The organism is Hydrogenophaga sp. GW823-FHT04C09, from assembly GCF_058796355.1.
On record NZ_JBXAIO010000009.1, the window covers coordinates 14,258 to 39,474 of the forward strand.

Annotated in this window: 23 protein-coding genes; 11 read left to right on the forward strand and 12 right to left on the reverse strand. The window is 69.1% G+C overall.

The features are described from left to right. The first annotated feature begins 50 nt into the window (after positions 1-50). The 10 genes from AC1Q9M_RS21695 (at position 51) to AC1Q9M_RS21740 (ending at position 10,639) form a co-directional block, all read left to right on the forward strand. On the forward strand, positions 51-1,376 hold the full coding sequence (locus tag AC1Q9M_RS21695) for a cache domain-containing protein (protein ID WP_492435723.1): 1,326 nt from the start codon (positions 51-53) through the stop codon (positions 1,374-1,376). Continuing rightward, positions 1,373-1,999, forward strand: a complete 627-nt coding sequence (locus AC1Q9M_RS21700) for a response regulator transcription factor (protein WP_382321299.1) — start codon at positions 1,373-1,375, stop codon at positions 1,997-1,999. Before AC1Q9M_RS21695 ends, AC1Q9M_RS21700 begins: the two co-directional genes overlap by 4 nt. A 134-nt stretch (positions 2,000-2,133) precedes the next feature. Beyond that, the gene (locus AC1Q9M_RS21705; RefSeq protein WP_382321297.1) at positions 2,134-4,206 is read left to right on the forward strand and encodes a carbon starvation CstA family protein; all 2,073 of its coding nucleotides are present in this window, start codon (positions 2,134-2,136) and stop codon (positions 4,204-4,206) included. 25 nt (positions 4,207-4,231) lie between these two features. Then, positions 4,232-4,426, forward strand: coding sequence for a YbdD/YjiX family protein (locus tag AC1Q9M_RS21710; protein WP_382163902.1), 195 nt, complete (start codon positions 4,232-4,234; stop codon positions 4,424-4,426). 152 nt (positions 4,427-4,578) lie between these two features. Beyond that, positions 4,579-5,868, forward strand: coding sequence for an urea ABC transporter substrate-binding protein (gene urtA / locus AC1Q9M_RS21715; protein WP_382155737.1), 1,290 nt, complete (start codon positions 4,579-4,581; stop codon positions 5,866-5,868). 148 nt (positions 5,869-6,016) lie between these two features. Then, positions 6,017-7,612, forward strand: coding sequence for an urea ABC transporter permease subunit UrtB (gene urtB, locus AC1Q9M_RS21720; protein ID WP_492435726.1), 1,596 nt, complete (start codon positions 6,017-6,019; stop codon positions 7,610-7,612). Continuing rightward, entirely contained in the window at positions 7,609-8,727 is a 1,119-nt protein-coding gene (gene urtC / locus AC1Q9M_RS21725) for an urea ABC transporter permease subunit UrtC (protein WP_444687206.1), read from the forward strand. The genes urtB and urtC overlap by 4 nt, the downstream gene beginning before the upstream one ends. Next, entirely contained in the window at positions 8,724-9,599 is an 876-nt protein-coding gene (gene urtD, locus AC1Q9M_RS21730; RefSeq protein WP_492435728.1) for an urea ABC transporter ATP-binding protein UrtD, read from the forward strand. The genes urtC and urtD overlap by 4 nt, the downstream gene beginning before the upstream one ends. A 5-nt stretch (positions 9,600-9,604) precedes the next feature. Beyond that, on the forward strand, positions 9,605-10,297 hold the full coding sequence (gene urtE / locus AC1Q9M_RS21735; protein ID WP_444687498.1) for an urea ABC transporter ATP-binding subunit UrtE: 693 nt from the start codon (positions 9,605-9,607) through the stop codon (positions 10,295-10,297). Between the two features lie 135 nt (positions 10,298-10,432). Continuing rightward, positions 10,433-10,639, forward strand: a complete 207-nt coding sequence (locus AC1Q9M_RS21740) for a hypothetical protein (protein WP_291121965.1) — start codon at positions 10,433-10,435, stop codon at positions 10,637-10,639. An 18-nt stretch (positions 10,640-10,657) separates the two neighbouring features. Here the strand turns inward: AC1Q9M_RS21740 and AC1Q9M_RS21745 are convergent, their stop codons facing one another. The 11 genes from AC1Q9M_RS21745 to AC1Q9M_RS21795 form a co-directional block, all read right to left on the reverse strand. Next, complete coding sequence (locus AC1Q9M_RS21745) at positions 10,658-11,650, reverse strand: Bug family tripartite tricarboxylate transporter substrate binding protein (RefSeq protein ID WP_444687205.1); 993 nt, start codon at positions 11,648-11,650, stop codon at positions 10,658-10,660. A gap of 31 nt (positions 11,651-11,681) precedes the next feature. Further along, positions 11,682-13,304: an indolepyruvate oxidoreductase subunit beta family protein gene (locus AC1Q9M_RS21750; protein WP_382321286.1), complete on the reverse strand. Its 1,623-nt coding sequence runs from the start codon at positions 13,302-13,304 to the stop codon at positions 11,682-11,684. Positions 13,305-13,306: 2 nt separating this feature from the next. Continuing rightward, positions 13,307-15,472: a thiamine pyrophosphate-dependent enzyme gene (locus AC1Q9M_RS21755; protein WP_382155758.1), complete on the reverse strand. Its 2,166-nt coding sequence runs from the start codon at positions 15,470-15,472 to the stop codon at positions 13,307-13,309. Positions 15,473-15,490: 18 nt separating this feature from the next. Further along, positions 15,491-16,024, reverse strand: coding sequence for a 2,4'-dihydroxyacetophenone dioxygenase family protein (locus tag AC1Q9M_RS21760; RefSeq protein ID WP_382155761.1), 534 nt, complete (start codon positions 16,022-16,024; stop codon positions 15,491-15,493). Positions 16,025-16,053: 29 nt separating this feature from the next. Beyond that, entirely contained in the window at positions 16,054-16,824 is a 771-nt protein-coding gene (locus tag AC1Q9M_RS21765; RefSeq protein WP_382321283.1) for an SDR family NAD(P)-dependent oxidoreductase, read from the reverse strand. Positions 16,825-16,856: 32 nt separating this feature from the next. Next, complete coding sequence (locus tag AC1Q9M_RS21770) at positions 16,857-17,852, reverse strand: acetamidase/formamidase family protein (protein WP_382321281.1); 996 nt, start codon at positions 17,850-17,852, stop codon at positions 16,857-16,859. Continuing rightward, positions 17,849-18,577: an ABC transporter ATP-binding protein gene (locus AC1Q9M_RS21775; RefSeq protein WP_382321279.1), complete on the reverse strand. Its 729-nt coding sequence runs from the start codon at positions 18,575-18,577 to the stop codon at positions 17,849-17,851. The genes AC1Q9M_RS21770 and AC1Q9M_RS21775 overlap by 4 nt, the downstream gene beginning before the upstream one ends. Beyond that, positions 18,570-19,301, reverse strand: coding sequence for an ABC transporter ATP-binding protein (locus AC1Q9M_RS21780; protein WP_382321276.1), 732 nt, complete (start codon positions 19,299-19,301; stop codon positions 18,570-18,572). The genes AC1Q9M_RS21775 and AC1Q9M_RS21780 overlap by 8 nt, the downstream gene beginning before the upstream one ends. After that, positions 19,298-20,215: a branched-chain amino acid ABC transporter permease gene (locus tag AC1Q9M_RS21785; protein WP_492435733.1), complete on the reverse strand. Its 918-nt coding sequence runs from the start codon at positions 20,213-20,215 to the stop codon at positions 19,298-19,300. The genes AC1Q9M_RS21780 and AC1Q9M_RS21785 overlap by 4 nt, the downstream gene beginning before the upstream one ends. Continuing rightward, on the reverse strand, positions 20,212-21,087 hold the full coding sequence (locus AC1Q9M_RS21790) for a branched-chain amino acid ABC transporter permease (RefSeq protein ID WP_492435735.1): 876 nt from the start codon (positions 21,085-21,087) through the stop codon (positions 20,212-20,214). Before AC1Q9M_RS21790 ends, AC1Q9M_RS21785 begins: the two co-directional genes overlap by 4 nt. A 90-nt stretch (positions 21,088-21,177) precedes the next feature. Next, positions 21,178-22,392, reverse strand: coding sequence for an amino acid ABC transporter substrate-binding protein (locus AC1Q9M_RS21795; RefSeq protein WP_382155778.1), 1,215 nt, complete (start codon positions 22,390-22,392; stop codon positions 21,178-21,180). A 94-nt stretch (positions 22,393-22,486) separates the two neighbouring features. Between AC1Q9M_RS21795 and AC1Q9M_RS21800 the strand changes: the two genes are divergently transcribed. Continuing rightward, positions 22,487-23,395, forward strand: a complete 909-nt coding sequence (locus AC1Q9M_RS21800) for a LysR family transcriptional regulator (RefSeq protein ID WP_382155780.1) — start codon at positions 22,487-22,489, stop codon at positions 23,393-23,395. Between the two features lie 5 nt (positions 23,396-23,400). Here AC1Q9M_RS21800 and AC1Q9M_RS21805 read toward each other — a convergent pair whose 3' ends face one another. Continuing rightward, entirely contained in the window at positions 23,401-25,095 is a 1,695-nt protein-coding gene (locus tag AC1Q9M_RS21805) for a tetratricopeptide repeat protein (RefSeq protein WP_444687200.1), read from the reverse strand. Positions 25,096-25,217 lie beyond the last annotated feature (122 nt).

Consider the following 25,217-nt stretch of genomic DNA (forward strand, 5'->3'; position numbering starts at 1 on the left):
CCGCCCGCTGGTTCGGCGCAGAATGGCGCCACGGCGTCCCTTCCTTCCCGATGCGACTGCGAACCAAGATCCTCCTGCTGGCCATCCTGCCGCTGCTGGCCTCGCTCGTGCTCATCGCGCTGGCCGTGCAGCACCAGGAGCGCGATCTGGCCAGGCGCGAATACGCCCTGGTGGAGCGCACCTACCTGGAGGCGCGGCGCGCCGAGCTGCGCAACTACGTGGCCCTGGCGGCCAGCACCGTGCAGCCGCTGTACGACCGGGGCGGCAACGAGGCGGCGGACCGCGAGCAGGCGCTGCGCCTGCTGGCCTCGCTGGACTACGGCCGCGACGGTTATTTCTTCGTCTACGACCTGCAGGGCCGCGTGCTCATGCACTCGCGCCAGCCCGAGCTGGTGGGGCAGAACCTGTGGGAGCTGCGCGACCCGCAGGGCCGGCCCACCATCCAGCGCCTGATCGCCCAGGCGCGCGCCGGTGGCGGCTTCGTGGACTACCTGTGGCGCCAGCCTTCCAGCGGGCAGGACACGCCCAAGCTCGGTTATGTGATCGCCTACGAGCGCTGGGGCTGGATGCTGGGCACCGGCCTGTACCTGGACGGCATCCAGGCCACGCTCACGCGCATCGAGGGCGAGGCCAACCGCAACATCGCCACCACGCTGCTGTGGATCGCCGGCATCGCGGTGTTCGGCATCGCGCTCATCAGCGCCAGCGGCCTGGCGCTGAACCTGAGCGAGCACCGCGTGGCCGAGAACAAGCTGCGCCTGCTGGCGCGGCAGGTGCAGCAGTCGCAGGAGGACGAACGCGCCCACCTCGCGCGCGAGTTGCACGACGGCATCAGCCAGACCCTGGTGTCCACCAAGCTGCTGGTGGAAGCCGGGGCCGACACGCGCGATCCCGCGCCATTGGCCAAGGCGCTGCAGGGGCTCAACCACACCCTGGTGGAGGTGCGCCGCCTCTCGCACCGCCTGCGCCCGGCGCTGCTCGACACCCTCGGCCTGCCCGCCGCGCTGCAGCACCTGGGCCAGGAGTTCGAGGACGCCAGCGGCTTGCCGGTGGCGGTGCGCATCGAAGGCGCCGAGCGCGAACTGCCCGACGAGGTGAAGACCGCGCTCTTCCGCGTGGCGCAGGAGAGCCTGACCAACGTGGCCAAACACGCGCAGGCCAGGCAGGTGGAGCTGGTGCTGGCCTTCGGACCGGGCGGCACCGTGCGCATGAGCGTCACCGACGACGGCCGGGGCTTCGACAGCGCGGCCGTGCACCTGCACCCCGAGCGAGGCATTGGCTTGCGCAACATGCGCGAGCGCCTGGCCGCGATCGGCGGGCGGCTGAGCATCCAGGCCGAGCCCGGCCACGGCACCCAGATAGAAGCATCGACATGAACGACACCATCCGCATCCTTCTGGTCGACGACCACCCCATGGTGCGCGAGGGCCTGCGCGCGCGCCTCTCGAGCGTGGCGCAACTGGTGGTGGTGGGCGAGGCCGGCCATGCCGCCGAGGCCATGCGCCTGCTCGACGGCCTGGCGGTGGACGTGGTGCTGCAGGACGTGGGCCTGAAGGACGGCAACGGCATCGACCTGGCGCAGGCCATGCTGGCGCGTTGGCCCGGCCTGCGCGTGCTGATGTTCAGCATGTACGACAACCCCGAGTACGTGCAGCGCGCGCTGCAGGCCGGCGCGCGGGGTTACGTGCTCAAGGACGCGCCGGCCGGCGAAATCGTGGCCGCCATCGAGGCCGTGGTGGCCGGTGGCACCTTTCTCAGCCCCGGGGTCTCGAGCCGGCTGTTCCGCCAGCCCGCGCCGCGCCCGCTGCTCACGCCGCGCGAGAGCCAGATCCTGAGCGCGCTGGGCCGGGGCGAGTCGAGCAAACAGATCGCCAAGGCGCTGGACCTGAGCGTGCGCACGGTGGAAACGCACCGCCAGAGCATCAAGCGCAAGCTGGGCCTGGAGGGCCAGGCGGAACTGATCAAGTACGCCGTCGAGCACGCCCGCGAAATCCCCTGATACGGGTTTCCACCTAAGTGGTGCCACGCGGTCCGGCGCGCGGTGCAACGGATGTGCGCGTGCGCCCGGTTGCCGATACTGCCCGTCGCACGGCGGCCCGAATCGGCGAGGTCGCGGCACAAGAGGAGACAAGCATGTCTGGACTGGGTCGCCACCTGGGGTGGTTTTTCGTGGCCGTGCTGGGCGCTTTCGCGCTCGCGGCCGTGGCGCTGGGACGGGGTGAAGCCGTCAGCGCCCTCTGGGTGGTGGTCGCTTCGGTCTGCGTCTACCTGATCGCCTACCGCTACTACAGCCTGTTTCTGGCCACCAAGGTGCTCGGCCTGGACGCCACGCGCATGACGCCAGCCTGGCGCCACAACGATGGCCTGGACTACGTGCCCACGCACAAGTACGTGCTGTACGGCCACCACTTCGCCGCCATCGCCGGCGCCGGCCCGCTGGTGGGCCCGGTGCTGGCCGCGCAGATGGGCTACCTGCCCGGCCTGCTGTGGATCCTGGCCGGCGTGGTCTTCGCCGGCGCGGTGCAGGACTTCATCGTGCTGTTCATCTCCACGCGCCGCGACGGCCGCTCGCTGGGCGACCTGATCAAGCAGGAAATGGGCACCGTGCCGGGCCTGATCGCGCTGTTCGGCGCCTTCATGATCATGATCATCATCCTCGCGGTGCTGGCGCTGATCGTGGTGAAGGCCCTGGCCGAATCGCCCTGGGGCACCTTCACCGTGGCGGCCACCATTCCGGTGGCGCTGTTCATGGGCGTGTACCTGCGCTTCATCCGGCCCGGTCGCATCGGCGAAGTCTCCATCATCGGCTTCGTGCTGCTGATGCTGGCCATCGTGGGCGGCCAGTGGGTGCACGAGAGCCCGACCTGGGCGCCGCTGTTCACCTACGACGGCAAGGCCCTGACCTGGATGCTGATCGGCTACGGCTTCGTCGCCGCTTCCATTCCCGTGTGGCTGCTGCTGGCGCCGCGCGACTACCTCTCCACCTTCCTCAAGATCGGCACCATCGTCGCGCTGGCCATCGGCATCGTCGTCGTCGCGCCGCCGCTGCAGATGCCGGCGGTCACGCAGTTCGCGGCCGGCGACGGCCCGGTCTGGTCGGGCAACCTGTTCCCCTTCCTGTTCATCACCATCGCCTGCGGCGCGGTCTCGGGCTTCCACGCGCTGATCTCCTCGGGCACCACGCCCAAGATGCTGGACAACGAAGTCAACGCGCGCTTCATCGGCTACGGCGGCATGCTGGCCGAATCCTTCGTCGCCGTGATGGCGCTGGTGGCAGCCTCGTGCATCGAGCCCGGCATCTACTTCGCGATGAACAGCCCGGCCGCCCTGGTGGGCAGCACGCCCGAAGCGGTGGCGCAGACGCTCTCCACCTGGGGCTTCGTGATCACGCCCGAGATGCTGGTGCAGACCGCCAAGGACGTGGGTGAGAACACCATCCTGGCGCGCGCCGGTGGCGCGCCCACGCTGGCCGTGGGCATGGCGCACATCCTGCACCAGGTGGTGGGCGGCCAGACCATGATGGCTTTCTGGTACCACTTCGCCATCCTGTTCGAAGCCCTGTTCATCCTGACCGCCGTGGACGCCGGCACGCGCGCCGGCCGCTTCATGCTGCAGGACCTGATGGGCAGCTTCGTGCCCGCGCTCAAGCGCACCGACTCGCTGCCCGCCAACCTGATCGCCACCGGCCTGTGCGTGGCGGCCTGGGGCTACTTCCTGTACCAGGGCGTGGTCGATCCGCTGGGCGGCATCAACACGCTGTGGCCGCTGTTCGGCATCGCCAACCAGATGCTCGCCGCCGTGGCGCTGATGTTGGGCACCGTGGTGCTGTTCAAGATGAAGAAGGACCGCTACGCCTGGGTCACCATCGTGCCGGCGATCGTGCTGCTGGTCTGCACGCTCACCGCGGGCTGGCTCAAGATCTTCTCGGCCGACGTGAAGGTGGGCTTCCTCTCCAACGCCAGCCGCTACGCCGAGGCGCTGCAGAACGGCGTGCTGCTGGCGCCGGCCAAGACGCCCGAGGCCATGTCGCGCATCGTCTTCAACAACCGCCTGGACGCCGTGTTGTGCGCGCTGTTCATGTTCGTGGTGCTCAGCGTGCTGTTCTACAGCGTGAAGAGCGTGCTCAAGGCCCGCGCCGAGCGCAAGCCGAGCGTGGCCGAAACCCCCTACGAAGCGCTGCCGGCCGGCGCCAGCGTCGGTGGCTGATCCCTCCGCCACCGGCGCGGGCGGCCTGCTCGACGACCTCGGGCGGGCCGGGCGCTACCTCACGCAGAGCTTGCGCCTCATGGTCGGTGTGCCGGACTACGGCAGCTACGTGAAGCACATGCGGGCCACGCACCCGGACCAGGAGCCGATGAACTACGAGGCGTTCTTCCGCGAACGCCAGGCCGCGCGCTACGGCTCCGCCACCGGGCGCTGCTGCTGACATCGGCGCCAGCGGCGTACGCCACGTGGCGTACATACGCCATCCAGGGTCTTCCCTAGCATCCAGTTGTCCGTCGAGCACCGCCTGAAGAAGGCGGGCCGGCGGCGCCCAACACCCCTTCCAAGGGACCCCTGGAACACTGGAGAAGCGCCATGTCGAAGACCCCCCAAAACGCCCGCCGATTCACCCTCAAGACCCTGGCCGCCGCGGCCACAGTCGCCACGCTCGGCTTCACCGGTCTGAGCGCCCACGCCCAGGAGACCATCAAGGTCGGCGTGCTGCACAGCCTCTCGGGCACCATGGCCATTTCGGAAACCGTGCTCAAGGACACGGTGCTGATGGCCATCGACGAGATCAACGCCAAGGGCGGCGTGCTCGGCAAGAAGCTCGAACCCGTGGTGGTGGACCCGGCCTCCAACTGGCCGCTGTTCGCCGAGAAGACCAAGCAGCTGCTCACGCAGGACAAGGTCGCCGTGATCTTCGGCTGCTGGACTTCGGTGTCGCGCAAGTCGGTGCTGCCGGTGGTGGAAGAGGCCAACGGCCTGCTGTTCTACCCGGTGCAGTACGAAGGCGAAGAGCTGAGCAAGAACGTGTTCTACACCGGTGCCGCGCCCAACCAGCAGGCCATTCCCGCCGTGGAATACCTGATGAGCAAGGACGGCGGCTCGGCCAAGCGCTGGGTGCTGCTGGGCACCGACTATGTGTACCCGCGCACCACCAACAAGATCCTGCGCGCTTTCCTCAAGAGCAAGGGGGTGGCCGATGCCGACATCATGGAGGAGTACACCCCCTTCGGCCATTCGGACTACCAGACCATCATCGCCAACATCAAGAAGTTCGCGTCCGCCGGCAAGAAGACGGCCGTGGTCTCCACCATCAACGGCGACTCCAACGTGCCGTTCTACAAGGAACTGGGCAACGCCGGCCTCTCGGCGAAGGACGTGCCGGTGGTGGCCTTCTCGGTGGGTGAGGAAGAGCTGCGCGGCGTGGACACCAAGCCGCTGGTCGGCCACCTGGCCGCCTGGAACTACTTCATGAGCATCAAGAGCCCGGCCAACACCGAGTTCGTGAAGAAGTGGAGCGCCTACGCCAAGGCGAAGAACATCCCCGGCCACAAGGACAAGCCTCTGACCAACGACCCCATGGAAGCGACCTACATCGGCATCAACATGTGGGCCCAGGCCGTGGCCAAGGCCAAGTCCACCGACACCGACAAGGTCATCGCCGCCATGGCCGGCCAGACCTTCAAGGCGCCGGGTGGCTTCACCAGCACCATGGACAAGGAAAACCACCACCTGCACAAGCCGGTGTTCATCGGCGAGGTGAAGGCCGACGGCCAGTTCAACGTGGTGTGGAAGACGCCGGGCCCGGTGGTCGCCGATCCGTGGAGCGACTACATCGCCGAGAACAAGGGCAAGAAGAACGTGCCGGACAAGAAGTAACACCCCCCTGCGCCGCTGACGCGGCTTCCCCCCTCTCTGGCGCGCCTTCGGCGCTGGGAGGGGGGACGGCATCTTGGGCCGGCGGAGCCGGACCCTCGATGCCCCTGGTTCTGGCGTGTTGGCGCGCCATCGGATCCTGCTTTTGGGGATGGATATGAAGTTTCAATGGCTCCGCTGGTTGGGGCTCGCGGTGTGGTTGTCATTGAGTGTTTCGCATGCGCTCACCCCGGCCGACGCGCTCGCGCTGGTGGACGGCGACACCGACACCCGCATCGACACGCTCAACCGCCTGGCCGCCGAGCCGGACGAACGTGCCACCGCACTGATCAAGGCCATGGCCGACGAGGCCGTGCGCGTGCAGGGCGAGCGGGTGCTCATCGCCGAAGGCGAGGGCGCCATCGACGCCGTGACCGGCGAGAAACTCGCGGCGCTGCCCGAGGACGCCGGCGACATCATGGTCAACAACCGCCTGCGCAGCGCGATGGAGAACGCGCTGGCCGGCATGGAGCTGGTGGGCGCGCCGCCCGAGCGCCAGCGCGAAGCGGCGAGCACCCTGCAGCGCACCGCCTTCGAAGAGCCCGACACCAGCCAGCTCGCCTTGATCGACAAGGCCCTGGCCGGTGACCTGGACCCGCGCGCGCGCCAGAGCCTGGCGCTCGCGCGCGCCGCCGTGCTGCTGGCCAGCGAGGACCCGGCGCAGCGCCTCTCGGCCGCGCGGAAACTCGGCGAGGCCCAACAACCCATCGTGCGCCCGCTGCTGACGGCGCAGATGGAAAAGGAAGAAGACGCCCAGGTCAAGGCGGCGCTGAAGGAATCCCTCTCCAGCCTGGACACCACGCTGGCCATCGGCAGCGCGCTGGGCCAGGCCTTCACCGGCATCAGCCTGGGCAGCATCCTGCTGCTGGCCGCGCTGGGGCTGGCGATCACCTACGGCCTCATGGGCGTGATCAACATGGCGCACGGCGAGCTGATCATGATCGGCGCCTACGCCACCTGGCTGGTGCAGAGCTTCTTCCGGGCCTCGTTGCCCGAGTACTTCGACTGGTACCTGCTGGTCGCCCTGCCGGTGGCCTTCCTGGCCTCGGGCCTGGTCGGCGCGGCGATGGAGCGCACGGTGATCCGCTTCCTCTACGGCCGGCCGCTCGAGACGCTGCTGGCCACCTGGGGCATCAGCCTGGTGCTGATGCAGGCCGTGCGCAGCCTGTTCGGCGCGCAGAACGTGGGCGTGGAAAACCCCTCGTGGATGAGTGGTGGCATCACCCTGCTGGGCAACCTCAACCTGCCCTGGAACCGCATCATCATCATCGGCTTCGCGCTCGCGGTGCTGCTGGGCGTCACGCTGCTGATCGGCAAGACGCGCCTGGGCCTGTTCGTGCGCGGCGTGACGCAGAACCGCCCCATCGCCTCGTGCATGGGCGTGAACACCGCGCGCATCGACACCTACGCCTTCGCGCTGGGCTCGGGCATCGCCGGCCTGGCCGGCTGCGCGCTGAGCCAGATCGGCAACGTGGGCCCCGACCTCGGGCAGAACTACATCGTGGACTCGTTCATGGTGGTGGTGCTCGGTGGCGTGGGCCAGCTCGCGGGCACGGTGTACGCCGCGCTCGGCCTGGGCATGCTGAACAAGTTCATCGAAGGCTGGGCCGGCGCCGTGCTCGCCAAGATCGCGGTGCTGGTCTTCATCATCGTGTTCATTCAAAAGAGACCTCAGGGCATCTTCGCCATGAAAGGGAGGGAGGCATGAGCGCCCCCGTCGTCCTGCCCTCGCACGGCCCGCTGCTCACGCGCGCCGGCTGGAGCGCTTTCGTGGTCGCGCTGCTGGTGGTGTGCGCCGTGGCGCCGCTGCTCAACCTGTTCGTGCCCGAGGGCAGCGCCTTCCACCTGAGCGACTACATGGTCGGCCTGCTGGGCAAGATCATGTGCTACGCCATCTGCGCGCTGGCCATGGACCTGATCTGGGGCTACACCGGCATCCTGAGCCTGGGCCACGGCCTGTTCTTCGCGCTCGGCGGCTACGTGATGGGCATGTACCTCATGCGCCAGATCGGCACCGACGGCAACTACAAGAGCGAGCTGCCCGATTTCATGGTGTTCCTGGACTGGAAGGAGCTGCCCTGGCACTGGGCGCTGTCCGACAGCTTCATCGCCACGCTGTTGCTGATCGTGCTGGTGCCGGGTCTGGTGGCCTTCGTGTTCGGCTACTTCGCGTTCCGCTCGCGCATCAAGGGCGTGTACTTCTCCATCATCACGCAGGCGCTCACCTTCGCCGCGCTGCTGCTGTTCTTCCGCAACGAGACCGGCTTCGGCGGCAACAACGGCTTCACGGACTTCAAGCGCATCCTCGATCTGCCGCTGGCCACGCAGAACATGCGCATGGCGCTGTTCGTGCTCACCGGCCTCACGCTGCTGGGCTTCTACCTGTTCGCGCGCTGGCTGGTGAAGAGCAAGTTCGGCCGCGTGCTGCAGGCGGTGCGCGACGCCGAGAGCCGCGTGATGTTCTGCGGCTACAACCCGTTGCCCTACAAGCTCACCATCTGGACCATCTCGGCCGTGATGTGCGGCGTGGCCGGCGCGCTCTACGTGCCGCAGGTCGGCATCATCAACCCGGGCGAGATGAGCACGGCCAACAGCATCGAGATCGCGATCTGGGCCGCGGTGGGCGGCCGCGCCACGCTGATCGGCCCCATCCTCGGCGCCTTCATCGTCAACGGCGCCAAGAGCTGGCTCACCGTGACCTTTCCCGAATACTGGCTCTACGTGCTGGGCGCGCTGTTCATCGTCGTCACGCTCTACCTGCCGCAGGGCGTGGTGGGCCTGATGAAGAAACTGCGCCCGAACAAAAAGGGAGACCCGGCATGACGCCCGACCTGATGGAAGAGGGCGCGAAGCGCGCCGAACGCGTGGCCGCGCTCGCCCTGGGCGGCGCCACCGAATCCGGCGGCCGCCAGGCCGGTTTCTCGCGCCCGCTGGTGCGCGGCGAGGTGGACACCACGCACGGTCGCATCCTGTACCTGGAAGACGTGCACGTGAGCTTCGACGGCTTCAAGGCCATCAACGGCCTGAGCCTGGACATCGCGCCCGGCGAGCTGCGCTGCATCATCGGCCCCAACGGCGCGGGCAAGACCACGATGATGGACATCATCACCGGCAAGACCCGGCCCGACGCGGGCCAGGTCTTCTTCGGCAGCACGATCGACCTGCTGCGTTACCGCGAGGCCGAGATCGCCGCCATGGGCATCGGGCGCAAGTTCCAGAAGCCCACGGTGTTCGAGCACCTCAGCGTGTTCGAGAACCTGGAGCTGGCGCTGGCCACCGACAAGCGGGTGCGCCATTCCATGCTGTTTGTGCTCACCGGCGAGGAGAAGGACCGGCTGGGGGAGGTGCTGCACACGATCCACCTGGCCGACAGCGCTTCGCGCCTGGCCGGCAACCTGAGCCATGGGCAGAAGCAGTGGCTGGAGATCGGCATGCTGCTGATGCAGGACCCCAAGCTGCTGCTGCTCGACGAGCCGGTGGCGGGCATGACGGATGAGGAAACGGAGCGCACGGCGCAGCTGTTTCAGTCTCTCAAGGGGAAACATTCGCTGATGGTGGTGGAGCACGACATGAGCTTCATCCGCACGATCTCGGAGAAGGTGACGGTGTTGTGCGATGGGTCTGTGCTGGCCGAAGGCACGCTGGATCAGGTCCAGGCGGATGAACGGGTGATCGAGGTGTACCTCGGAAGGTGAGATCCATGCTGAACGTCAAAGATGTCAACCAGTACTACGGCGGCAGCCACATCCTGCGCAACGTCAGCCTGCAAGCCGAACTCGGCAAGGTGACCGTGGTGCTGGGGCGCAACGGCGTGGGCAAGACCACGCTGCTCAAGTCGCTGATGGGCCTGGTGCCCATCAAGAGCGGCAGCATCGAACTCGACGGGGTGCCGATCCACAAGGCCACGCCCTACGAGCGCGCGCGCCTGGGCGTGGGTTTCGTGCCGCAGGGCCGCGAGATCTTCGGCCGCCTCACGGTGCACGAGAACCTGCTCATGGGCCTGGCGACGAAGAAGGGCAGCACGCCCATCCCGGCCGAGCTGTTCGAGTTGTTCCCGGTGCTCCAGCAGATGCTGGGCCGCCGGGGCGGTGACCTCTCGGGTGGTCAGCAGCAGCAGCTCGCGATCGCGCGGGCATTGGCCGCCGGCCCCAAGCTGCTGATCCTGGACGAGCCCACCGAAGGCATCCAGCCCAACATCATCAAGGACATCGGCAAGGTGATCCGCATGCTGGCGGACCGGGGCAACATGGCCATCGTGCTGGTGGAGCAGTACTACGACTTCGCCGAGGCCCTGGCCGACCACTACCTCGTGATGGAGCGCGGCGAGGTGATCGCCAGCGGGCCGGGCAGCGAGATGCAGGCCAAGGGCATCCGGCAGCTGGTGGCGATCTGAGCCGCAAGGTCAGGGTGGGTGGAAGGATTTGCCGAAAAGGGGGATGATCCGTCCACGCCCCCCGGACAGTGAGGCGGAGGGCGCGGGAACACCGTTTGCCCGCCCAGGCGCATCACTCACTGCGAGAGGACCGCCATGCACACCCCGCACACCCAGCCCGCCCCCGACCAGGCCCTGGCCGAGCATCCGAAGGACTACTCGGACCCGGAATTGAGGGTCTACACCGACGAGGAGGCCGAGGACATCTTCGACTCCGTCGTGCACTACATGCCCCTCATGCTGCCCGCCATGGGCGTGCTGCAGATCTTCATGCTGGCCTTCATCGCCGTCTACATGGCGTGATGAAGGCCCGCCGCGCGTTCAGTCGGCCGTGATCTTGCGGTCGCGGATGATCGCGCCGAAGCGCTGCGAGTCGTCCATGCCGCGCTTGCCGAATTCGGCGGGCGTGAGCGGCAGGGCTTCGCCACCCAGCGCGGTGATGCGTTCCTTCACGCTGGCGGTGGCCAGGATCTTGTTGACCTCGGTGTTGATGCGTGTGATCACGGCCGGCGGCGTGCCGGCCGGGGCGTAGAAGCCGAACACGGTGTCGGCGTCGAAGCCCCTGAGGCCGGCTTCGTCCAGCGTGGGCACGTCGGGGAACAGCGGCGAGCGCTTGAGGCTGCCCACGGCGAGCAGCTTGGTGCGCCCGGCCTTGGCGTGGGCCAGGCCGATGCCGGGGTCGAAGTAGTAGTCGATCTGCCCGCCCATCAGGTCGTTGAGCGCGGGCGCGGCGCCCCGGTAGGGCACGTGCACGGTGAACATGCCGGTCTGGGCCTTGAGCATCTCGCCCGCGAGGTGGGGCGAGCTGCCGTTGCCGGCCGAGCCGTAGCTCATGCGGCCAGGGTTGGCCTTGGCCATGGCCACCAGTTCCTGCACGTTCTTCACCTCCAGCGTGGGCCGCGCCATCAGGTAGACCAGCACGCGCGCCGCGGAAGCCACCGGGGTGAGGTCTTTCACCGGGTCGAAGCTCATGCGCGAGAGGTGCGGGTTGACCGAGACCATGCCGCCCGAACTCAGCAGCAGGGTGTAGCCGTCGGCGGGCGATTTCGCCACCGCCTCGCCCGCGATGTTGCCGTTGGCACCGGCCCGGTTCTCCACGATCACCGGCTGGCCCAGCGCGGTGGCCAGCGGCGTGGACACCAGGCGCGCGATCTGATCGGCCGCGCCACCGGGCGGGAAACCCACGATGACCTTGAGCGGCTTGTCCGGGAAGGCCTGCGCGAGCGCGCCCGTCACGGTGCCCAGGGTGAGCAGGGCGGTGGCCGCCGCGCGGCGCCAGGGCAGCGAAGACAGGGGGGTGGGGTGGTGCTTCATGCGGGTCTCCTTTGTTGTGAAAAACGGAAAGTCAGGGCGTCGAGGCCGGTTTGGCCTTGAGCCGGGGATTGTGCTGCCAGCGGATCGGCTGTGCCTTGACGGGGCGCGCGGGCGCGCCGTGTTGCCGCAGCGCCTGGTCCAGCGCCTTGCCGGCCTCGTCGCTCAGCGCGGCGTTGCGCGCGGCGGCCACGGCCTGGCCGCGCTGGGTGGCGCTGGCCGGGTCGGCCAGCGCGGGCAGGGCGAGGTGGTCGATGATGTGCAGCAGGTTGTCCTTGCCGCGCTCGTTGGTGCTGCCGTAGCCCTTGATGAGGCGGCCGCACAGCGCCACCTCGTGCGCGAGCGGGGCGTGCATGGCGGCAAGCTGCACCACGGCGTCGACCCAGCGGTCGATCAGCGCCTGCTCGGTGTGGAAGCGGCTGCCCAGCGGGCGCAGGCGCTTGCACGCGGCCAGGCCGCGCAGCGCGAGCATGCCCAGCACCGAGTGCGTGCCGATCTTCAGCGGCAGCGCCCAGGGCGCCTGGCCGGCGGCCACGCGCCGGCGGTCCCAGGCCAGCACGCGCCGCGCCAGGCCCTCGGGCAGCATCGCGGCGAACTCGGGCGCGCCGGGCTTGAAGTGGTCGTACACGCGCAGCAGGTCGTCCTGGCCGGCCTTGGCCTCGCCGCGCACGCGCGCCTGGCGGCTCGCGCGGCTCTTGAGGTCGGCCACCAGCACGATGTCGTCGAACGCCATCCACAGCGCGACCCAGCGCGCCATCTCCACCGTGGTGCGGTGGCCGTGCAGGTTCTTCGGGTCGCCGAGCGTCTCGGCGGCCAGCACGCGGCGCAGGCGCTGGGCATAACGCTCGCCGTAGGCCGCGTTCTGGTACTCGCAGACGCGCGCATGGCCCAGGGCCATGATGCCGTGCGCCTCCAGCGGGAATTCGCGGCGCAGCGCCTCGGGCAGGGCGGCCTGCGGCGGCGCGGGCGCGGCGGCGCCTTCGGTCGCCAGCACCTGTTCCACGTAGGCGGCCTGGGTGCGCTGCGCGTTCACCGCGTCGAAGGCGAGCGCGAAGCCGCGCAGGCTGGCCTTGGCGCCGCCGCCGCTCTCGGCGATCACCGCCTCGTAGTCGCGCCGTGCGAAGGGCAGCAGGCCGCTGCCCGCGATCGCGCCCAGCATCACCGCGCTGACCACGGTGCCGGCCTGTCTGGTGAGCGCGGCCATGTCGAGCACGTGGCGCGCGAGGCTGTGCTTGTTCACCAGAGCCAGCAGTTCGGCGTTGTCGCGCCGGCCGTCGCCCATCACCATCTTCTCGCCCGTGGTCAGGGCGCGCGCGGACGAGCTGATCACCAGCGTGTGCGTGCTGGAGGCCAGGCCGTTGGTGATCTGGCGGCCGGTTTCGAGCAGCTCGGAGGACACCAGCGCGTCGAGCCGGCCGGGCAGGGGGTTGAGGCCGAACACCGGCCGGCGCCCGCCCAGGTCGGCCGTGGGCACCGGGAAGACCTCCAGGTAGTAGGTGGTGGCGCCGGTGCGCTGCGCCACGCCGGGGATGGAGGTGGCCTGCGCCGGGTAGCCCGCGTGGCGCGCGGTGTCCACCAGCCAGTCGGTGAGGATGCCGCCGCCCTCGCCACCGAGGGCGCAGAGCAGCAGGGAGATGGGTTGTTGGGACGTAGGCATGTTCAGGCCGGTTGGAGCAGACGCACGACGCTGCCGCGCAGGGAATGGATCAGGCGCTCGTGCCAGCGCGGGTTCTGGATCACCTCGGCGCGGTAGAAGGACGGGCACAGCGTCGCCGCGTGCGCGTTGGCGCCGCACAGGCCGCAGCCCACGCAACCGTCGATGACGGTGGCCACCGGGTCCACCTTGAGCGGGTCGGGGTTGTCCTTGAGCGTGAGCGTGGGGCAGCCCGAGAGGCGGATGCAGGCGTGGTCGCCGTTGCACACGTCCTCGTCCACGCCGTACTTCACGCGCACCACGCGCCGGCCCTTCTTGAGCAGGCTGGCGATCCAGGGCTTGATGCGGCGCTGGCGCTCCAGCTGGCATTCGCCCTCGGCCACGATCACCTTCAGGCCCTGGAACTCGGTGGTGAAGGCCTCGGTGAGCGTGGCGCGCACCGTGTCCACCTCGTAGGTGTGCACGGTGCGCATCCATTGCACGCCCAGGCCCTTGAGCGTGGTCTCGATGGTCTGGTTGGTGTGGGCCAGGCTTTGCAGCTTGTCGGCGGCGGCTTCCTTGGCCTCGTCGCCGGGGGTCGAGATGATGTCCTGCGTGCCGGTGGCCGAGGTGTAGCCGTTCTTGAAGATCAGCAGCACCGCGTCGTCGCCGTTGAACAGGGCCGACTGCACGCCGGTGAGCAGGCCGTTGTGCCAGAAGCCGCCGTCGCCCATGACGGAGAGCACGCGCCGCTTCATCACCGGCGACACGCCGGCGCGGCTGGCCAGGCTCATGCCGTAGCCCAGGATGGAGTGGCCGAACGAGAAGGGCTCGAAGGTGGCCAGCGCGTGGCAGCCGATGTCGCCTGCGATGTGCACCGGCCCCACGTCCTGCTGCGCGAGCTTGAGGGCCGAGAACACCGGCCGCTCGGGGCAGCCCACGCACATGCCGGGCGGGCGCGCGGGCAGCGGCGCCTGCAGCTGCTGCGCGGCTTCCTGGCGGCGCGTCTGGTTGCCCTGCAGCCAGGCGCGCGCGGCGTCGGTCACGGCCTGGGTGGCCGGGTCCTGCAGGTAGCGCCCGATGAAGTGCGCCAGGCCGTTGGCCATGACTTCGGCGGTGTACTCGCCCGCGTTGGGCAGCATGTCCTTGCCGTGCAGAGGCGTCTGGATGTCGCCGCGCCGCAGCAGGGTGGCGAGCTCCTGTTCGATGTACTCGGGCTGGCCCTCTTCCAGCATCAGCACCGCGCGCTTGCCGACGCAGAAGTCGGTGAGCTGCTGCGGCACCAGCGGGCAGGTGACGTTGAGCACCAGCATGGGGATGGCGCTGCGCCCGAAGGCATCGGCCAGGCCGAACTGCTGCAGCGCGCGGATCAGGGTGTTGTACAGGCCGCCCTGCACGATCAGGCCCAGGTCCTGGTGCGCGCCGTCGAAGTGCTCGTTCAGACCGTGCTCGACGATGTAGCGCCGCGCGGCCGGAATGCGCTCGTCGCTCTTGAGCTTCTCGTGGCGGAAGGTCACGGGCGGGTGGGCCAGGCGGTTGTAGTCGAAGCTCGCCGGCTCCTCGATCAGGTTGTGGCGCGAGAGCGCGGGCTTGACGTTGTCCTTGGCCGTGAAGCTGCCGCGCACGTGGCAGGCGCGGATGCGCAGCTCCATCAGCGCCGGCATGTTCGAGGCCTCGGACAGGCGGAAACCCTGCTCGACCATGTGCACCATGCGCTCCAGGTCGGGCCGCGGGTCCAGCAGCACCATGCTCGACTTGAGCGCGTAGGCGTGCGTGCGCTCCTGGATCACGCTGGCGCCTTCGCCGTAGTCCTCGCCCACCACCACCAGCACGCCGCCGGTGACGCCGGGCGAGGCCAGGTTGGAGAGCGCGTCGGCCGCCACGTTGGTGCCCACGATGGACTTCCAGGTGACCGCGCCGCGCAGCGGGTAGTGGATGGACGCGCCCAGCATGGCCGCGGCCGAGGCCTCGTTGGAGCAGGCTTCCACGTGCACGCCGAGCTCGTCCATGTAGGGCTTGGCCTGCACCATCACGTCGAGCAGGTGCGAGACCGGCGCGCCCTGGTAGCCGCCCACGTAGGCCACGCCGGACTGCAGCAAGGCCTTGGTGATGGCGAGGATGCCTTCGCCGTGGAAGGTCTGGCCGTCCCCCAGGCGCAGCGATTCGATTTCCTGGCTGAATGAAACTTCCACGGTGCGGGCTCTCCAGGGTCAGCGGAACAGGGTGTCGACGAAGGCGGCACCGATGCCGACCTTCTCGTAATGGGCGCGGCACAGGGCGATGTACTGGTGCACGTCGAAGTAGCCGTTCGACTCGCCCTGATCGTCCAGCCAGATCAGCGGGCCTTCGACGATGAAGAACACCTTCATCGGGTCTTTGTGCTCGTAGGCCACCAGCGTGTGGCCCTCGCCCGGGGTCTCGTAGACGAAGTCGCCCGCGGTCGCGGTCCATTCGTGCTCAAGATAACCCCATTTGCCGGAAATCGTATAGGCGAAAACCTGATGCGGGTGGTAGTGGCGGTTGACCAGGCCGGCCTTCCTGGCCATCAGGATGTCGCACCACTTGTTCTGGCTCGGCGAGATCCACAGCGGGCGCGAGGACACGGTCTCGGTGAAGGGCACGTAGAGGCGCTCGTCCTCGGTCGGCGCGTTGGGGATGTAGACCTCGGGCAGGGCATCGGGCTGGAAGACCTTCTCGATCGGCTTGAGGTCTTTCCAGAATTCATGGGTGGCGAGTTCGGGCATGGTGTGGGGTCCTTTCGTTTTGCATGGGGTCAGATGTGCATGCCGCCGTCGGCCATGAACACGCCGCCGGTGGAGAAACTGCTGCCAGCCGAGGCCAGGAACACCACCATGCGCGCGATTTCCTCGGGCTGGGCGTGGCGGTGCAGCGGGATGGCCTCGTTGAGCATCTGCGTGGCGTCGCGCCCCACCACGTCGCTCAGGCGGCGCTCGATGTCGTTCTGGAAGCCGTTGGTCGTGGGGCCGGGCGCGATGGCGTTGACGCGGATGCCGCGCGGCGCCACTTCCTTGGCGGCCACGCGCATCAGGCCGATCAGCGCGTGCTTGGAGGTGGCGTAGGCGCTCACGCCGGGGTCGGCGGTGACGCCCATCACGCTGGAGGTGATCAGCACGCTGCCGCCGTCGCGCATCAGGGGCAGGCCGTGCTTGAGCGCCAGGAAAGTGCCGCGCACGTTGACCGCCATCACGGTGTCGAACACGTCCTCGGGGTAGGCGGTGATGGGCACGATCTCGCCGTTGAGGCCGGCGTTGCAGAACAGGAAATCGATCGCGCCCGCGCGCGCCACGGCCTGCGCCAGGTAGTCCTGCGTCTGGCGGCTGTCGCTCACGTCGGCGGCGCTGGTGCCCACGCGCTCGCCGTGGCCTTCGGCCGCGAGCGCCTGGCGCGCGGCTTCCAGCAGGGCCGGGTCGCGGTCCACCAGGTGCACCGAGGCGCCGCGCGCGAGCAGCTGGCGGGCGGCGGCCAGGCCGATGCTGCCGGCACCGCCGGTGAGCACGCAATGTTGTCCTTCAAAGTCCGACACGGGGGTCCTTTCTGTCCGGGGTTCGGGGGTTGTCATGGCATGGGTCCCCACCAGGCCTCGGCCGTGGGGGCGAGCAGCGATTTGGGGATGCAGCCGTGGATGCCCTTGACACCGTCCACGAGCTGGGTGACCTCGAAGTCCACCACCAGGCTGGCCAGCGCGTAGGCCTCGCCCGTGTCCACGCCCGCGAAGGCCTGCAGCACCTCGACCGCGCGCCGCACCGCGTCGGCGGCGGCGGTGTCGAGGTCTTCGTTGAGGCCCATCACGATGTAGTGGCTGGGCGTCTCGGCCATGGGCCAGGCGAGCGCGCGGCGGGGATGCAGCACGAACTCCAGCCGGGTGGTCATGGAGGTTTCCAGCGCGGTCAGGTTGACCTCGCCGTTGCCCTGCGCGCCGTGGCCGTCGCCGGTGAAGAAGAGCGCGCCCGGCACCTGCACCGGCAGGTACAGGCGCGCGCCGGGCACCAGGTGCTTGAGGTCGATGTTGCCGCCGAAGCGCCCCGGCGGGATCGACGACACGCGCGAGGTGGGCGCCACCGCCAGGATGCCCATGAAGGGCCGCAGCGGGATGTCCAGGCCCTCTCGGAAGCGGGCGGTGCGGCGCGCCATGTCGATCGGCAGCACCTGGGTGCGTGGTTCGGGCAGCAGATCGGGCAGGCTGCCGGCGCCGGGTCGCGTGAAGTTGACGCCGTAGTGCGGTGCGCGCGGCTCGACTTCGTGGATGCGCACCTCCAGCACGTCGCCCGGTTCGGCGCCTTCGATGTGGATGGGGCCGGTGAGCACGTGCGGGCCCACGCCCTTGGGCACGGTTTTCACGATGTCGCAGATGTCCCGCGCGGCGTCGGTGAGTTCGAGCCGGTGCCGCTCGAAGAAGGCCTCGGGCGCGTCGGGCGGCACGCACAGCGCGTTGACGGTGTCGATGTCCACCGTGGTGCCCGAGGCGATGCGCAGCACCGGCGGCACGTCGGGGGCAAGGAAACCCCAGACCACGGTCTCGGGGCGCGAGCGCAGGTGCGGTGTGGCGCTCATGCGGTGGCTCCAGCGGCCGCGCCACCCAGGTAGGCGCGCTGCACGGCCGGGTCCTGCGCGAGGTCCTGCGCCGAGCCCTGGCCGACGATGCGGCCGTTCTCCAGCAGGTAGCCCCGGTCGGCGATGCGCAGGCTGCGGCGGGCGTTCTGCTCCACCAGCAGCACGCTCACGCCCAGGGTGCGGATCTGCGCCAGCGCACGGAACAGCTCGCCCGTCATGATGGGCGAGAGCCCGAGCGAGGGCTCGTCGAGCAGCAGCACGCGCGGCTGCGACATCAGCGCGCGGCCGATGGCCACCATCTGCTGTTCACCACCGCTCATGGTCTGCGCCATCTGGCCCATGCGCTGTTCCAGTTTGGGGAAGATGGACAGCACGCGCTGCAGCTGCTCCTTCTCGCCGGCGCGCGCGCGCTTCGCGTGGGCGCCGAGCTGCAGGTTTTCGCGCACGCTCAGCTCGCCGAAGATGCCCCGGCCCTCGGGCACCAGGGCGATGCCGGCTTCCACCACCGCGTGGGCGGGCAGGGCCAGCAGGTCCTGGCCGTCGAGCGCGATGCGGCTGCCCGGCAGGGAGGGAATGAGGCGCGCGATGCACTTGAGCAGGGTGGACTTGCCGGCGCCGTTGGCGCCCAGCATCACCACCACCTCGCCCGCGCCGATGCGCAGGTCCACCCCCTGCAGCGCCACGTGGTGGCCGTAGCTCGCGCTGACCTGGCTGACTTCAAGCATCGTCGTCTCCCAGGTAGGCGCGCACCACGGCCGGTTCGGCCAGCGCGGCGGCCGGCGGGCCGTCGGCGATGCGGCTGCCCGCGTTCATGATCACGCAGCGGTCGCACAGCGCGCGGATCGCCTCCATCACGTGTTCGACCATCAGCATGGTGATGCCTTCCTCGCGCAGCGAGCGCAACAGGGCGATGCCGTCCACCAGCTCGGACGGGTTCAGCCCGGACAGCCATTCGTCCAGCAGCAGCAGGCGCGGTTGCAGCGCGAGCGCGCGCGCCAGCTCCAGCCGCTTCTGGTTGATGTAGGTGAGTTCGCTGGCGGTGGTGTGGGCGAAGTCCGCCATGCCCACGCGCTCCAGCAGCTTCAGGGCCTGCGCGCGCGAGGCGCGCTGCGGCAGGTTCTGCGTGCCGAAGGCCAGGCCGGCCTGCACGTTCTCCACGCAGTCCATCGAGCCCAGCACGCGCACCAGCTGGAAGGTGCGGGCCACGCCGGCGCGCGCCACGCGGAAGGCCGGCAATCCCGTCAGTTCCTGGCCGTGCAGGGTCACCGAGCCCGCCGTGGGCGGCAGCGCGCCCGAGATCAGGTTGATCACCGTGGTCTTGCCCGAGCCGTTGGGCCCGAGCAGGCCGACGATCTCGCCCTGGGCCACCGAGAAGTCCACGCCATTGACCGCGACCAGGCCGCCGAAGCGCTTGACCAGGCCGTTCACCTGCAACAGGGGGGTGCTCATGCCTTGCCTCCCTGCAGACGGTCCATCAGGCCCACGATGCCGCGCGGCGCGAGGTACACGATGACGAGGAAGGTGCAGCCCAGCAGGATGCTGAAGTAGTTCGGGAAGTTGGCCGAGAGGAACTCGAACAGCAGCACCAGCGGGATCACGCCGAGCACCGGGCCGTGCAGGCGCGCGGCACCACCGAGCAGGGCCATGATCAGCACCTGGAACGAGACCACCGGGTTGAAGGCGATCGTCGGGTCGATGTAGGTCCAGCGCGGCGCCACGATGGCGCCGGCCAGGGCCATGAACATGGCGCTGATGCCGAACACCAGCAGCTTGGCGAAGGTGGTGTGCACGCCGCAGTGGCGCGCGACCATCTCGTCGTCGCCGATCATGCGCAGCGCCAGGCCCACGCGCGAGCGCTTCACCAGCCAGCCCGCGAGGTAGACCAGCGCGGCCAGCGCGGTGAGCTGCCAGACGATGTGCTTCTGCTCGATGTCCAGGAACAGGTAGCGCCCGACCGAGCCCGAGTGGTTGGCCTCGTACCAGGTCACGACCTGGCGGATCAGCTCGGCCAGGCCGAAGGTGAAGATCACGAAGTACACGCCGCGCAGCCGCAGCGTGGCCAGGCCCACCAGCAGCGCCACCGCCAGCGCGGCGAGCGCGGCCGTGGCCAGCACCGCCGGCCAGGGCCAGGCCTCGCCGAACACCGCGGCCACGTACACGCCCAGGCCGAAGAAGGCCACCGTGGCCAGCGAGACATAACCCGTGGGCCCCGAGAACAGGGCCCAGGCCGTGGCCAGCACGGTGAAGATCAGCAGGTTGATCGCCATCGACATGGCGTAACCGCTGCCAAAGAAGGGCAGCAGCGCGCAGGCCGCCAGCCCCGCCACGCCGAGCGTGACGAACACGATGTCGCCGCGCTTCATGCCCCGGCCTTTCCGAACATGCCCGTGGGGCGGATGATGAGGACCAGCAGGAACAGGCCGAAGGTGACCGCGAGCGTGAGGCCGGGCGCCACGAAGGTGGCCACCAGGCTTTCGGTCAGGCCCAGCAGCAGGCCCGCCACCAGGCAGCCCATGAGGTTGCCCACGCCGCCCATGATCACGACGATGAGGGCTTTCATGGTGAAGACCACGCCCATGGACGCGTTGATGGTGAAGAACATGCTGACCAGCGTGCCGCTGGCGGCCACCAGGCCACCCCCCAGCGCGAACGCGAAGGCGGCGGCCTTGCGCACGTCGATCGCGACCAGCTGCGCCGAGGTGGGCGAGACCGCGACCGCGCGCAGGGCCGTGCCCCGGCGTGTGTGGTGCAGCACGAGGTAGAGGCCGACGCCGATCACCACCGCGAAGCCCAGGGCCAGCAGCCGGTTGGCCTTGAGCGGCGAGCCCAGCAGCGTGATCACCTGGCCCAGGTAGTCGTAGTTGTAGTAGTTGCCGCCGAAGATCACCAGCACGATGCCTTCGATGACGAACAGCAGGCCGAAGGTGGCCAGGATGCTGTCCACCTCCAGCGCTTCGCTGGTCTTGGCGCGCCGCACCAGCGGCGTGAGCAGCAGCTGGTAGAGCAGCCAGTTCAGGGCGAAGGCGGCCGGCGCGATCAGCAGCAGGCCCAGCAGCGGGCTCAGCGCGAAGGTGGTGAAGAGGGCGTAGGCGGCGAAGGCGGCGGCGATCAGCATCTGGCCGTAGGCCAGGTTCATGATACGAGCCACCCCGTATTGCAGCGTGAGGCCCATCGCGATCAGGGCGTACACGCCGCCCAGTGTGAGCCCGTTGAGCAGGGCGTCGATCAATGCCATGGAGCGTTACCGTGGGAGAAAGAAAAAAAGGCGAGCCGCCCGCCACGTCTGCGCGTGGTTCGGGCGGTGCCGTGCGGGCGGTGTGACGCGTTACTGTTTCCAGGCCGGCTTGGGCAGCGCGACCGGCTTGACGCCGATGGCATTGGCGGGCGAGACCGGCTGGAACTGGCCGTTCTGCCACTGGCCGACCGAGGAGGCCTCGCTCCAGATGCGGTTCTTCAGCGTGACCGGGCCGATCACGGTGTTGAAGCCGCCTTTGCCGATTTCGGCCGAGACGGCCTTGCGCTCGATGCTGTTGGCGCGCTCGATCGCCTGCTGCAGCACCTGCAGCGTGGCGTAGGTCACCGCGCTGCCGTTGTAGTCGGCTTCCTTCTTGAAGACTTCCAGGTGGCGGGCGCGGTAGGCCTTGGTCACCGGCAGTTCGGGGCTCACGCCGCCCAGGCCCAGCACGCCTTCGGCGTTGGCGCCGAAGCGGTCCTTGAAGACCGGGAACACGGTGCCGATGGCGGTGTAGAACAGCTTGGGGTTGAAGCCCACGGCGCGCGCCTGGTCGGTCAGCGCCAGCGTGTCGGGCGGGTAGCTGAAGGCCAGGAAGACCTCGGGGTCGCGGCGCTTGACTTCGTTCAGGATGGACTGCAGGTCCTGCGAGCCCAGCGGGTAGCTCTGGTCGTAGACGACGTTGAAGTTGCCCTTCTTCAGGCCGTCGCGCGCCGCCTTGGACAATTCCACGCCGAACTGGTCGGCCACGTTGACGATGGCCACGTCGCCCTTGATCTTGCCCTCGCTGCGCAGCCGCGTGAGCAGGTCGATGACGCCGTTGGCGTAGTCGGTGGAGGTGAGCGTGAAGAAGAAGGTGTTGGGCCAGCGTTCGCGCAGCTGCGGAATGCGGTCCGTGATCATGGTGGTGGTCAGGTGCGGGTAGCCGTGGCGGTCCAGGATGGGCGCGACCGCGAGGTTCATCGCCGTGCCCCAGGGCGGCAGGATGAAGTCGACCTTGTCCTGGTTGACCAGGCGCTCGACGGCGCGCACGCCTTCTTCGGAGCTGCTGCGGTCGTCGTACTCGACGAACTTGACCGGCACGCGCTTGCCGTTGATGAGCATGCCACCCGACTTTTCCAGGTCCTGCTGCCACAGCTGGTAGTTCGGCAGCACGGTGGTGCTGGCGCCGCCCGCGTAGGGACCGGTCTTGGAAATGGCGTAACCGATGCGGATCTCGGTGGGGTCTGCCGCGTGGGCGGGCAGGGCGGCCAGGGCGCACAGGCCGGCGGCCGCGGCCAGCCAGGTCAGGGTGGTCCTCTTGTTCATCTTGTCTCCGGTGGGTTTTGTTGTTGAGTCGCGGAGTTTCACGGTCTGTGACATATTCGGCAATAAGATCAAGGGGATATCAAATATCAATGCCATGCATATCAACGACATCGACCTGAACCTGCTGCGCCTGTTCGCGGCGATCTACCGCGCCGGCAGCGTGAGCCGCGCCGCCGAGCAGGTGGGCCTGACCCAGCCGGCCGCGAGCCACGGACTGGGCCGCCTGCGGCTGCTGCTGGAGGACGCGCTCTTCGTGCGCACGCCCGGCGGCGTGAAACCGACGCCGCGCGCCGAGCGCCTGGCGGGCGCGGTGCAGAACGCGCTGGCCATCGTCGAGCAGGCGATCAACGAGTCCACCGGCTTCGACCCGCAGCGTTCGCGCCGGCTGTTCCGCCTGCACATGAGCGACATCGGCGAGAACCGCTTCCTGCCCGAGCTCATGGTCAGCCTGCAACAGCTCGCGCCCGGTGTGCGCGTGGCCAGCCGCCCGGTGGCCCACGCGCAGCTGGCCGATGCGCTGGACACCGGGGTGATCGATTTCGCCTTCGGTTTCCTGCCGCTGGTGAAGGACACGCAGCGCACCGAGCTGCTGCGCGACCGCTATGTGGTGCTGATGCGCGCCGGCCATCCCATGCATGCACCCTTGAAGCGCCTGAAGGGGGCGGCGCAGCTCAAGGCCTTGCAGAAGCTGGAGTTCGTGGGTGTGCGTTCGCACGGCGACACGCTGCGCATCCTGGAGCAGACCGGCCTGCAGGACCGCCTGCGCCTGACCACCGAGCACTTCATGGTGCTGCCCTCGATCGTGAGCGCGACCGACCTCTGCGTGGTGATGCCGGGCAACATCGCGCGCGGCTTTGTCGCCTCGGGTGGCTGCGTGATGGTGCAGCCGCCGTTCGTGGACTGCAACTTCACCGTCTCATTGCACTGGAGCCACCGCTTCGAGAGCGACCCGGACAACCGCTGGTTCCGCGAACAGGTGGTGCGCCTGTTCTGCGAGCTCTGAGGCGCTCAGGCGGCGGGCTGGGCGGTGGTGCCGGTCAGGCTTTCGGGGCTGGGCGGCTTGTAGCCGGCCGACAGCGAGACGCCGCCCGGCGGGGTCTGGCCGCTGCTGGTGTGCTCGCCCAGGCGGGTGATGGGCGCGGTGGTGCGGTAGAGCGCGCGCAGCGCCTCCACGCGTTCCTGCAGCGCCGGGTAGCTGTCCATGCGCTCGCTGTGGCGCTGCAGCACCTGGTGCGCGGACTCGATCAGCTTGGCGTTGCCGGTGCGTTCACCGGCTTCGAGCAGCTGTTGCACCGTGCCCTGCGGGTCGCCCTTGAGGCTCAGGGCCATGGCGTCCTGCGAGATGCGCAGCACCTGGCCGTGGGCGGCGCGGATGCGCTCGGCATGCCCCGCATCGCTGCCGGCCGCGCAGGCCAGCAGCTCGGTCATGGCGCGGCTGGTGCCGAAACGCAGCGCGAGCCGGTCCACCGCGCCTTCGGCGTCCTGCATGGGCAGGGAGCGCATCGCGAGCCGGCCCATCAGGGCGAGCAGGTTGCAGGCGGATTCGAAATCGAAGTCGGGCGTGAGCACGCTGTCGGTCAGGCGGCGCACGTCGTCGACGGCGCGCGTGGTGTTCTGCTGCTGCAGCGCGAGCAGGCTCTCGGCCATGGCCAGCAGGCGGTGTGGCCGCGCGGGCGCGTGGCTGCGGTCGCGCAGCCGGGTGAGCTGGTCCACCGTGCGCTGCAGGCCGCGCGCGTCGTTGTTGTCGAGCCGGGCGAAGGCCAGCAGCAACAGGGCCTGCGCGTCGTACATCTTGGAGTCCAGGCCCAGGCGCGTGGCGCGGTCGAGCAGCTCCACGCCTTCGCTGCGCTCGCCGGTGTAGTAGGCCAGCATGCCGTGCTTGAGCAGGCGGCTGATGGACGAGGGCGTGAGGCGCGTGGCCATCTCGTAGGTGGTGAGCGCGCTCTGGAAGTTGCCCAGCTCGAACTGGGCGCGGCCCATCACGTCGTAGGCGTCCGCGTAGGCGTCGTCGTCGCGGATCAGGCTCTCCAGCGTGGTCACGGCCTTGGCCGGCTGGCCGTTTTCCAGTTGGGCCCGCGCCACGCCCAGGCGGGCCCAGGGCAGGGTCTTGGCCTCGATCACGGCCTGATACAGGGTCTGGGCCTCGTCCACGCGGCCGCCGCGCAGCATGAGCTCGGCGCCGATGCGCGCGGCGTACAGCCAGTAGGACTGGCGCGCTTCGAACCGGGTCTGGCACAGGTTGGCGGCGCGCTCGAAGTCCTGCGCGTCGATGGCGCTGAAGATGTCCTGCAGCGACTGCTTGCGCACACGCGCCTGCACGATGCGGTGGGCCAGGCGCGAGGCGGTGTGGGGTTTGAGCAGGTAGGCGTCCAGCGCCGACTCGGCGGCCTCGGCCACGCTGGCGTAGGAGGCCTCGGCCGTGAGCATCACGAACACGGTGTGAAAGGGCAGCAGCTGGTTGCGCCGCAGGTCGTCCAGCAGGTCCTGGCCGGAGCCGGACTCGCGCTCGAAACGCTGTTCGCAGATGACCACGTCGAAGCTCGCCATCTCGAGCTTGCGGCGCCCGTCGGTCAGGCGCGAGCACTGCACGACCGTGCCCACGCCCAGGTCGCGCAGCTGGGCGACGAGGATGGAGCGCGATTGCAGGTTGCCCTCGATCACGAGCGCATGGGCGTCGTGGAGCTGGTTGGGTGCGGAAGGCATGAGCGGACGCAAAAGGGGCAATGTCAGGATTCTGCCCAGCGCCACGCACCATGAGGGGGAGAAGAGGGTGGCGATTCCGGTGCTTTTCGGGCAGCAGACGAACGGTCGCCGCCCCAGCCTGG